This is a genomic window from Microbacterium sp. 67-17 (genome assembly GCF_001898325.1).
Classification (GTDB): domain Bacteria; phylum Actinomycetota; class Actinomycetes; order Actinomycetales; family Microbacteriaceae; genus Microbacterium; species Microbacterium schleiferi.
The window spans coordinates 1-10,645 of the sequence record NZ_MKTR01000015.1 but is presented as its reverse complement, the minus strand read 5'-3'; the positions used below and the strand labels follow the sequence as shown (position 1 = coordinate 10,645).

General features: G+C 64.5%; 8 protein-coding genes and 3 pseudogenes. 7 read left to right on the top strand and 4 right to left on the bottom strand.

Annotated features, from left to right (window positions below; genetic code table 11):
- Nucleotides 1-221: 221 nt before the first annotated feature.
- The 3 genes and pseudogenes from BGO47_RS07160 (at nt 222) to BGO47_RS07150 (ending at nt 3,651) form a co-directional block, all read left to right on the top strand.
- A complete protein-coding gene (locus tag BGO47_RS07160; protein ID WP_292709968.1) occupies nt 222-1,274 on the top strand; it encodes an alpha/beta hydrolase in 1,053 nt (350 codons plus the stop codon).
- A 356-nt stretch (nt 1,275-1,630) separates the two neighbouring features.
- A pseudogene (locus BGO47_RS07155) lies at nt 1,631-2,008 on the top strand (IS110 family transposase); the annotation flags it as partial.
- A gap of 128 nt (nt 2,009-2,136) precedes the next feature.
- The gene (locus tag BGO47_RS07150) at nt 2,137-3,651 is read left to right on the top strand and encodes a carboxylesterase family protein (protein ID WP_292709966.1); all 1,515 of its coding nucleotides are present in this window, start codon (nt 2,137-2,139) and stop codon (nt 3,649-3,651) included.
- Nucleotides 3,652-3,742: 91 nt separating this feature from the next.
- Here BGO47_RS07150 and BGO47_RS07145 read toward each other — a convergent pair.
- From BGO47_RS07145 to BGO47_RS07130, 4 genes and pseudogenes are all read right to left on the bottom strand, one after another.
- Nucleotides 3,743-4,325, bottom strand: a pseudogene (locus BGO47_RS07145) (IS5 family transposase); the annotation flags it as partial.
- A gap of 132 nt (nt 4,326-4,457) precedes the next feature.
- Nucleotides 4,458-4,769, bottom strand: coding sequence for a helix-turn-helix domain-containing protein (locus tag BGO47_RS07140; protein WP_292709964.1), 312 nt, complete (start codon nt 4,767-4,769; stop codon nt 4,458-4,460).
- Nucleotides 4,770-5,101: 332 nt separating this feature from the next.
- The gene (locus BGO47_RS07135) at nt 5,102-5,863 is read right to left on the bottom strand and encodes a glucose 1-dehydrogenase (protein ID WP_228480868.1); all 762 of its coding nucleotides are present in this window, start codon (nt 5,861-5,863) and stop codon (nt 5,102-5,104) included.
- Nucleotides 5,864-5,902: 39 nt separating this feature from the next.
- Nucleotides 5,903-6,643 (bottom strand): annotated as a pseudogene (locus BGO47_RS07130) (aldehyde dehydrogenase family protein); the annotation flags it as partial.
- 473 nt (nt 6,644-7,116) lie between these two features.
- Between BGO47_RS07130 and BGO47_RS07125 the strand changes: the two are divergent.
- The 4 genes from BGO47_RS07125 (at nt 7,117) to BGO47_RS07115 (ending at nt 10,557) form a co-directional block, all read left to right on the top strand.
- On the top strand, nt 7,117-8,784 hold the full coding sequence (locus tag BGO47_RS07125; RefSeq protein WP_194384085.1) for a hypothetical protein: 1,668 nt from the start codon (nt 7,117-7,119) through the stop codon (nt 8,782-8,784).
- 339 nt (nt 8,785-9,123) lie between these two features.
- Nucleotides 9,124-9,252, top strand: coding sequence for a hypothetical protein (locus BGO47_RS15120; protein WP_194384086.1), 129 nt, complete (start codon nt 9,124-9,126; stop codon nt 9,250-9,252).
- A 181-nt stretch (nt 9,253-9,433) separates the two neighbouring features.
- Complete coding sequence (locus BGO47_RS07120; RefSeq protein WP_194384087.1) at nt 9,434-10,099, top strand: helix-turn-helix domain-containing protein; 666 nt, start codon at nt 9,434-9,436, stop codon at nt 10,097-10,099.
- Entirely contained in the window at nt 10,078-10,557 is a 480-nt protein-coding gene (locus BGO47_RS07115) for a hypothetical protein (protein ID WP_292709959.1), read from the top strand. Before BGO47_RS07120 ends, BGO47_RS07115 begins: the two co-directional genes overlap by 22 nt.
- The last annotated feature ends 88 nt before the right edge of the window (nt 10,558-10,645 follow it).

Genomic DNA, 10,645 nt, shown 5'->3' with positions numbered 1-10,645 from the left:
AGCAACCGTCATCGTCATCTCAGTATTGGTCCGTTCTCGCCCCGTGCAGTGCGAAGGTCAGCAGTGCTGGTGTCTCACCCCATCCTGACGCACAGGGGCCAGCCGGTTGTGGTTGCTGTTGTATCGGCGTGTATTCACGTCAACCAAGGCGTACCAATCGGGATGGGCTCGGCGGGCCCCATCAGCAGCTGGCGCACAACGAGCGTCAACCGACGACCGGGATGTCGACGGCGATCGCGGGCGTTCAACTTGTCACCGGCGTTGAATCACGGATCCCTCTTGACAGAAGGCTTCTCTGTGTGACAGAAATGGCAGATACTCGCCCCATAGGCGAGCCAGTTGCTTTGATCAGGAGGCTTGAGTTGAACACAGACCTGTCCGTGAACTACATATCCGTCGGCGGAATCAGGACGCGCTATATCGATCAGGGCGAGGGTCCGGTCATCCTCCTGATCCACGGTGGCCACTCGGGTATGAGCATGCCGGGCGGCGGGGATGGTTGGGCTCCCGTCATCGCTCCTCTGGTCGACAAGGGCTTCCGCGTCGTGACCTTCGACAAGCTGGGGCAGGGAGAGACTGACCTCGCGCCGACGCATGCCGAGTGGACGTTCGATGCGGTGGTCAAGCACGCCAGGGGCTTCATCGACGCTCTGGGACTCGAGGACATGATTCTGGTCGGGCACTCGCGCGGTGGCCTGCTGGCGAGCAAGCTCGCTCTTGACATGCCGGAGTCGACCAAAGGTCTCTTCATCGTGTCGAGCGCGACGCTCGCTGGCACCGACCCTAAGTTCCGCGACGTTGAGTTCTACGACGCGATCACGCGTTCGCTTCCGGCGGACGCGTCTCCGGAGGAGATCTGCGGAGCCTTCTTCCGTGCGCTGTACGTGACCCCGGTGCCGCAGGAACAAATCAATGCGGCCGCCGCCAAGTACGTCAAGGAGAACCACCAGAACGCCCTCAAGACCTACCCGATGGTTGAGAAGAAATACTGGGAGCCGAGTCTTCAGGCGGCGAAGGACGACATCCGCGCTCGCCTCTTCGCCGGCGAGGTCAATATTCCCGTCGAAGTCGTCTGGGGCCGCGACGATCGCTCGGCGCCGGTTGACCTGGGCATCGCCTTCTACCAGAAGCTCGCCCTCGTCTCGGAGACCACGAGCCTGCACATCCTGGGAACCGCGGGCCACTACGTCTTCGCGGAGCGAACCGAGGACTTCGTTCGAATCCTGGCGGACTACGCAGGCCGTCGCAGCGCCAGCTATGCGACGCGTCGTTGATGGTGATCCTGGGGAACTATCCCGCTTGACGGGGTCTTCGAGTCCGTGCCGGATTGGCGCAGCGCGCCCAGATCGTGCTGCTGGCTTCGGCGTGCGAGTCGAACACCGCGATCGCGGACAAACTGGCCTGTATCTCTTGAAGTGGCCCCCCTGTTCGTGTCCGGTTTCCGGCGACCACGGTGGGCTCTGGGAGAGGGGCCGAAGACAGCGGCGGTTTTCGGCTGGGCGTGATGTGCCCGTGAAAGAGATCGCGGCGCCCGTGGCTCCGTCCTCCCCGGACGAACCCGGTTGAGGGAATTGTTGCCCGGGCTGGTGTGCCGGTTGCGCTCAGCGCGCCGGGCCGGCCCGGCGCAGGCGCCGGATGAAGCACAAGCGCGGGATCCAACGAATCCGCCGGACGGGTCAAATCCACCAAAACACGGCCCGGCAACCGGTACCTCAAAGGTGCCCTGGGCATCGCTGCTCTGTCCTGCGCGAAATCGAAGAACACCTACCTCGGTGCCAGATACCGGCGCATTGCCTCCCGGCGCGGACCCGCCAAAGCCCTCGTCGCCGTCGAACACTCCATCCTCACCGCAGCGTGGCACATGCTCACCACCGGCGAACTCTACAACGACCCCGGCGCCGACTACTTCACCCGGCAGACACCCGTTAAAACCATGGCCCGGGCCGTCAGACAACTAGAATCCCTCGGCTATCAAGTCATTCTCGAACCCCTGCAACAGACCGGATAACACCGCTCACCCCACGCACCCCACCGCACTCACCTAATTTTCATGTCAGAGGGGTTGACGAACGTCACATTTTCAGTCATTTTCTTGAATACAGAAATATTCTCTGCAAATTATGAAAGGTCGGTTCCATGCTCAACCCGGTGCTAACTCAAACAGGTCCAGTCCAAGGCCGTGAAGATGACGGGGTGCGCAGTTGGCTCGGGATCCCCTACGCCGCGCCGCCCTGGGGCCGGCACCGATTCGCACCGCCCCAGGCCCCTACTCCATGGAGCTCTGTTCGCGATGCCTCCTCGTACGGGCCCCCGGCGCCCCAGGTCCTGCAACTGCCTGGCTCGGAGATCCCGCCGTCAACCGATCCGGCACCTGACTGTCTGACCCTCAACATCTGGGCCCCGAGTGCAGCTCCAGAGGCATTGCCGGTCATGGTGTGGTTCCACGGCGGAGCCTACCTCGCCGGGGCAGGTTCAGAACGGGCGTACAACGGGACCGCACTGGTCCGCGAGGGCGTCCTGGTTGTCACCGTGAACTACCGGATGGGTGTGGACGGCTTCGGACAGATCGACGGCGCCGTTTCCAACCGCGGGATCCTCGACCAGATCGCGGCACTGGAATGGGTGCGGGACAACATTGCCGGCTTCGGAGGTGACCCGCAAAAGGTCACAATCTTCGGAGAATCCGCAGGCGCCGGATGTGTCCTGGCCCTGCTAACCATGCCACGCGCCCGCAATCTGTTCCATCGGGCCATCGCCCAGAGTATTCCTCGGATGTTCTTCTCCCCACCACTCGCGCACTCGGTCACCCAGGCCGTCGCCGCCGCAGCCGGCATCGAAGGAACAGCAGATGCACGCACCCTTGCGACGTTGACTCCTCAGACGCTGGCCGACGCAACGCGGCTGGTCATCAGCACCATGGGAAACCGCGCCGACGAATGGGGTACCCTCGCCTACACTTCCTCGTCGTCTGGGCCGATCTTTGGGCCGATCGTGGACGGAGACACGATGCCGGAGGACCCATGGACGGCGCTTCGAAATGGCGCCGCCCGCGAAATACCCATAATCACCGGCCATAACCGCGACGAATACCGTCTTTTCACCGCCCTACGAAAGCGGTTTAGCATCACCACGGAAGAAGCGGACACCGCCCTGCACATCTTCGCACCCAACGGAGACGCCGACGGCTACCGCGCCATTATGCCGCAAGCAGAACCCGGGGAGCTCTACGAAAAGGTCAATACCGACTACCTGTTCCTCGCCCCTACACTGCAGGCTGCCATGGCCGCCGCCGACGCCGGGGGACACGTGTTCGTCTACGAGCTGTGCATCGACCCGGTAGGGGGCATGGGCTCCCCGCACGCCATTGACGTGCCCTTGACCTTCAACACCCTGGACACCGGAATGGGAGCGCTGATCCCGGAGCCAACTGACTCAGTGATCGAATCCGGCATCCGGATGCGCAGCGCATGGACCCGCTTCGCCGCAACCGGAAACCCGGGATGGCCGCAGTGGGGCCCAGACCAGTCGGTACAGATATGGGGCGGCGAGAACCCTGTGGTGCGCTACCCCGAATCGGAACGGCTTGAACTGTCCCTGACGGATAGTTGCGGCGCCCTCGAGCTATTGCAACATCAAGAGCTGGGCCGGTGAACGCCCAACCAGGACGCCGCCACCGCTTTCATCCTTACCCGGCCCCGTGATTCACACGATCGAACGCTGCGCAGGAATTCTTCCTCGTTCGCTAGGGCGTGTCTCCTAAAGCTGTCAGCCAGATGATGATTGCCCGGAGAACTGCTCCGCCGCGGTAAGTCAGGGCGAGCTTGTCATAGCGGGTCGCCAGGGCCCGCCATTGCTTGAAGATGTTGAAGTTTCGTTCGACGACATTTCGGCCCTTGTAGTCCTCTTTGTCGAAGGCAGGCGGCCTGCCACCGGTGGAACCTCGTCGCTTTCGGTGGCCAATCTGGTCGGACGGTTGCGGGATGACTGCGGTAATACCGCGGTCGCGGAGGTGGGTTCGGATCGCTCTCGAGGAGTAGGCCTTGTCACCGCGGACGCGGTCCGGGCGGGTTCTGGGTCTGCCCTGACCCGCCCGGTTGATCTTCAGCTGGTTCATGAGGTGGGCGAACATCGGCGCGTCCCCGCCCTGGCCCGGAGCGACTAGCAGAACCAAGGGCCTGCCTTTGCCATCAACCAAGGCGTGAATCTTGGTGCTCAATCCGCCCCGGGACCGTCCAACCGCATGATCGTCCGGCTCAGCAAACAGATTCATGTAATTCGAACCGGCCCCCTGTGGTGCGCGGCAGGTTGGTGCCGTGCTGGTGGGAGCTGGTAGGGCTTCTCGTCCATACATACGACTGGCACCTGCGGGTCGTAGGGACGGTGGTAGACCTCCAGCACGTCTTCCATCCGAGCGACGAACTCGCCGTTCGCGTGCGGCGGGATCGTCCAGCACTTCTTCAGATGAGGACGAAGCCCCCCTTTTTCAGGGTCCGACCGATCGTGGAGTGATCCAGCGGCGGGAGCCCGTCGGTGAGCAGCACATGTTTCTCCAGCAACCGTAGCGACCACCGGTCGAACCCTGCCGGTGGTTTCGTGCACGCCAGCGCGATCACTCGCGCCTCGACGTCTCCGGTGACCTTCGCCGGCACCGGCGGCGTGGCCCGCTTGCGGCGGCCGATCACGTCATCCACGTTCCCGTGAGACTCGGTGAACCGCTTCGCGACCAGATACACTGTGCCCTCCGACGCCCCGACTCGCTCGGCTACCACCCGTCGATCCGACACCGGCCCAGCGGACTCGTCCAACTCCAGCAGAATCCTGGCCCTCATGATCGTCCGCGCAGGATTCGAGCCCCGCGAAATCACCCGGGTCAGCTTCACCCGATCAGCAACCGTCAATGTGACGACATGTTCCTTCGGCCTCGGCATGACAGTCTCTCCTCCCGATCAAGTATCAATCGAGACAAGCCAACCAGCAATACCCGTTACATTAGACGCGACACGCTACTAGCGACGCCCTCATTGGCTGATCGTGAAGTGATCCACAACCGGCCTGGCGAAGAGAAGACACGCTCCCTGGGTTAGGTGGGTCCGGACGCGGACTACGCCAGGGATCCGCCGTCGACCGGCAGGTTCACGCCCGTGATGAATGCTGACTCTGGGCCCGCGAGGAACAGGGCGGCGTAGGCGACATCGGATGCCTCGGTGAGACGGCCAAGTGGCACATTGGCGGTCGCTGCGGCGGTGGCGGCCTCGATGTCGGCCCCCTCTCCGAGGAACTGCCCCCACATCTGCGTGTTGGCGGCGAGCGGGCACACGGAGTTCACGCGAATGTTGAAAGGCGCGAGTTCTCGGGACAGGGAGCGCGTCAGCATCACCGCAGCCCCCTTGGACGACTGATAGCCGGCGAGGTCGGCGCGCGCCTTCAGGCCGGACAGCGAGGCGGTGATCACGATGGAGCCCCCGCCGCGCTCCACGAGCGCCGCCTTGGCCGAGCGGGCGGCGAGCCACGGACCGCGAGCATTAATCGCCATCAGCCGGTCGAACTGCTCCACGGTGGTGTCGGTGATCGACGTGAACGTCTGCGGGATGCCGGCGTTGGCCCAAACGATGTCCAGTCCGCCGAACCGGTCAATGGCTGCGGCGACCGCCGCGTCGTTGTCGGCCTCGCTGGAGGCGTCGGCCACGATGTAGTCAGCCGAGCCGCCGTCGTTGCGGATCGATTCGACTGCTGCGACCAACGCGGGTTCATTGACGTCGGTGAGGAGCACGTTGGCGCCCTCAGCTGCGAACAGTTGCGCGCCAGCAAGCCCCATGCCGTTGCCGGCACCGGTGATGAGGGCGGTTTTGGAAGTCAATCTCACGGGAGGTCTCCTGTTGGGAAGGGGTGGATGCGTCGGCGTTCAGAGCCGAACAGTGATTGTCTTGGTCTGCGTGTAGTGCTTGAGGGCCTCGAAGCCCTTCTCACGGCCGACGCCGCTGGATTTGAACCCGCCGAAGGGCGTCTCCACGCCGCCGGCGAAGTACTCGTTGACGTAGACCTGACCGGCGTCGATGCGACGTGCAACGGCGTGGGCGCGGGACACGTCCCGCGTCCAGATCCCGGCGGCCAAGCCGTAGGGAGTGTCGTTCGCGATGTCCACCGCCTCCTCGTCGCTGGAGAAGCGGATGACCGAGAGAACGGGTCCGAAGATCTCCTCGCGGGCTATGCGCATGCTGTTCGACACGTCCGTGAAGATCGTGGGGGCCACGAACAGGCCTCGGCCGCCGTCCCCCATGTCGAGGGTTCTGCCGCCCGCCGCGATGGTCGCGCCCTCGGCCTGTCCGAGGGCGAGATACTCGGAGACACGATCGAACTGGGCACGGTTGGCAATGGACCCCATGTCGAGATCCTGGATGCCAGGGCCGACGCGTGCAACGCGGGCGCGCTCGGTGAGCAGATCGATGAGACGATCGTGGACGTCGGCGTGCACGAGCAGGCGCGTCCCGGCGGAGCAGACCTGCCCTGACTTGAAGGTAAACCCCGCATAGGCGCTGGCCGCTGCCGCTTCGAGGTCAGCGTCTGCGAAAACGATGTTCGGAGACTTGCCACCGAGCTCGAGTGTAAGCGGAATGATCCGCTCCGCCGCGCGCGCCATGATCGCCCGGCCGGTGGCGACCGGGTGGCAGTTGGCGTCGTCACGAACTCAGTATGCGCCGGGCGCGTGTAGAACGCCGCCGCCCCGCGCGTCGATGCGCCGAGCGGCGGATTTGAGGCGAGCTCCTTCCGCATACCCAGGCTTCGGGTCGGCACCAGCGTAGCGCAAGACGAATTGAAGGAAGGGCGGTCCCTCAGCGGCAACAATGCTGGGCTTCGTGGTACGTAGTTTCGCGCGGAGGGCTGGGCTGCGGAGTGCGCGACCGATCGTCATTCAGGCGGGTCGGTCCTCGCTCGTGAGCAGATCGCGCCACATAGCCGCGATCTGCACGTGGGACGCCATCCTGTCGCGTCTTGTTACTAGTGCATCTGCTGTGGTTCGATGAGCGTGAACAGGCTCGGGGGCGCGGGGCCGCAGCTGTCTTGTTGGGGGGCGCAATGCGCAGATCATTGACGGCGACTGCGATTGCAGCACTGGTCGTGTCTGCCCTCGTCGCCTGTACGCCGCAGCCACCAGATCGGGCGACGACCACGGTCGGCGCTGACGGCTTCGAGCTGGCGCTGGACGGTGTGACCGCGACCGGGACTGGCGGTGTGGCACCTGAGGGCACCCAGGTCACCCTCGAGCTTGTGGGCCAGGCGACAGGCGGAGGCCTGGCAGCGACAGTGACAGAGCTTGGCAAGTCCATTTCGCTCACCCTCGGCGATGGATTGCAGCCGGCAAAACCCGTCGACCTGCGGTTCGAGATTCACGAGCCTGCTATCTCCGGTGAGGAGTGGTCGTCGGATCAGACGCTGCTCATCCTGACGGAGTCGGAGGATGGCACAGTAGGGCTCCTCGAGACGGCCCGTGACGGCGATGTCCTCGCCGCCACCACGGACCACCTGTCGTTGTTCCAGCCCATTCAGATGGATTTCGGCAAGGCCCTCAGCCAGGCTCGCGACTTCGTGATGCAGTCGCTTGGAATCGAGATGCCAGCCCCAGACTGCGTGGGAGAGACCGTCACCATCGCCTCGACATTCGAATACCGCATCGACGACCGCGGCTGGGTCCACCCGTGCATCTCATTGGACGGGGACACCATCACCGTCAACCTCTATGCAGCCAGCGTGATGCCCTACCGCGTGGTATCCACGCCACAGGTCACCGGGACGACGGTCGCAAGCCCGGACGGCCAGGGCATTCTGACCGAGTTGGTCAACAGGTGGATCCCGACTCCGTCCGGCGGAGTTGCGATGGGCGGCGGAGCATCCGCCCAGTTCTCGTTCAGCAGCTCAGACCCGCCCCAGTATTTCGAAGCCCGTCAGGACGCGGGCATGGTCATCGGGGCTGTGCTGCTGAACCTCATCGGGATTATCATCAACCCGCTGGGCGGCGGCGCGGCGTTCATGGAGAAGGTGGGTCAGCTCGACTGCCTGTCCGGCGTCGTAAGCGTCGCGGCAGCGGACACGTTCAATGCGTCAACGGCTGCGGAGTTCCTTCGCATCACGCTCGCGTGCGTGGGCACAGCGGCTGCCGCGGCGTCCTACCCCATCCGGCTGGCCCTAGGACTTATCGGCGCGATTCCCGCCCTATTCGCGGGCTCTTTCATAGGACTCTTCAACGAGATAACAGGGCAGGGGACTGTACGCGTTGATGTGATCCGCAACGTCATCCCGTGGGTAATCACTGCGGACGGAATCGGCCCGCTCAAGGTGGGAAGCACGACGTGGGACGACGTGTCCTCTCTCCCGGGATTCACCGGGGACACCGGCCGCTGGGAGAGCGGCTGCGCAGCTGGCGGTTGGTTCGGCGAGGGCACCATCTACGACGGGATGAGCGTGCTGACGCACGACATGAACCTTCCCAGCCCGGGAAGCAGCGACTTGAACTCAATCTCCCTGGGTTCCTACTATCGGACGGGCATCGCCGCGACTGTGCCAGCGGCAACTCTCGAGGGGATCAAGCTGGGATCCTCACAGGCTGACGTCGAGGGCGCCTACCCCGCCGTCTTGCCCCGCGCTCACAGACTGGACATGGGCCTCCTGCTCTACGAAGTGGAGAACGGCGCGGGCCGGGGCATGTCCATCGGGGTGAGAGACGGCGTCGTCATAAACATCACCGTGGGTGACGTACCTACAATCTATGCCCCGGAAGGCTGCGCTTGACTGACGCCGACACCTCGGGGCGTTACTGACTAAGGGCGAGATCCGCTCAGACGTGCAGCTTGAGCAGCGAACTGTCTACCTCATCGCGCTTCGCGCCCGCAGGATCGAGAATGTTGGTGACCGACATCGCAGTGGCGTCGAGCTCCAGGCCCGCGGTGTAGAGGTCGGTGGGGCGTTGCGGAGCGCAGCATCGTTGTCGTCCTCCCAGCGGTGCGGGTAAGGTCCGGGCTGGATGTCCTTGCAGTGGCCGCCGCCGCCGCCGCCGCTGCCTGCGCACCTTCCAGCAAGCGACAGGGCCTCCCTGGGGGCGCTTTTGAGGGAGGCGCCGGTGCGCAAGGGATGACGCAGCGTGAGCTGGAAGCCGCCAGTGGTGTCCCGCAGGGGAAGATCAGCCGGATCGAACGGGGCAGTCCTACCCGGCGCTGCTCACAATCACTCAGGTCGCTGCTGCGCTCGGGCTGGAGCTGACCTGGGACGTGCGCGCCGCGGGGTAGCGATCGTCGAGGCTGGGTGCGCGCGCGAACTATGCGCCCGCCGCTCAGACCCGCGCGTACCCGCGGGATGCCTCCTCGTGCGTGACGCGCGTCGCGCTCAGGACGCACCGTGCACGTCGGTGATATAAACGTTTCGAGCGCGAAAGGTTTTTGACATGGTCGATATTGCTGTCCGTGAAGCCGCGAAGCGGCTGGAGGTCAGTGACCAACGTGTCCGCGACATGCTCCGCTCCGGCGAGCTCACCGGCCGGCAGCTGGCCGGCCATTGGATCGTTGACCTCGGATCCGTTCAGGAGCGAGCCCGACTCGGGTTCCCACACGGCCGGCCGTGGTCCGAGCGGACCGTCAAGTATGTCATCGCCGCACTCTCCTACGGCACCGGCGCGGACGCGAAGACGCAACGCAGGATCATGACGACCGAGACAGGCGAGCTGTGGCGGAAGATCGCTCAAACGATAGAGATCCGCGGATTCTCGACCCGCAACATTGGTCTGGTCCGAAACCAGGTGTCCCTGACGGGGGAGAGCGCGATTGATGTCCTCGGTGAGCGTCTCGTCGGCGAGTCGTCGACGCTTCATGGTTACCTGACCGGCTGCACGTTGGAGGACCTCATCGACGACGCCGGTCTCGTCGACGACCTCAATGGGAACGTCGCTATCTACACACCCAGCTCCGGCAGCAGTACGTGGGTTTCGACAGGGATTGCGCAGAGGGCGCTGGTCGCCGTCGACTGCGCGCGCGCCGCGCCGACCCGCGTGCACAGCGCCGGTGTTCGAGCTCTTGACCAGATGAGAGCGGAATGGCTGACGCGGAACACCTGATCGTCGTCCCGGACAACATCCACCCGTGGAACCTCGTATTCGAAGTCGCGGATGCCACCGACTCGAAAGCGTGGGTTCTCGTCGGCGGGCTGATGGTCCACGCGCATGCGATCCGTGCCGGTGTGAACCCACCGCGCCCGACGGGTGACATTGACCTCCTCATGAACATGGGCGTACATCAGATCAGCGCAGTCGCCGGGCCGTTGCAGCAGCTCGGCTTCCGCCCTCTCGAACCTGTCGGCGGTGGGCCCCTGCACCGGTTCGTTCGAGAGGACGACATCGTCGATGTGATGGTCGGTACGCAGGTGCGCGCACGGTGGGCGCAGCGTGAGGTGCTTCAGGTGCCCGGCGCCCGCCAGGCACTCGCACGCGTCGACTGGTATGCCCTGCAAGGGCAGACCCGTCACGTGCGCATCAGCGTGCCTGACGAGCTGGCCGGAAAGTGTCAAGGCGGGTGAGACAGATTCCGTCAGGCGGTCTGTATGAGGGCCTCCTGTGAGGGCTGGTTGATCCAGGCGGCCTCGGGCAGCTTGGGCGCCTGGGGTC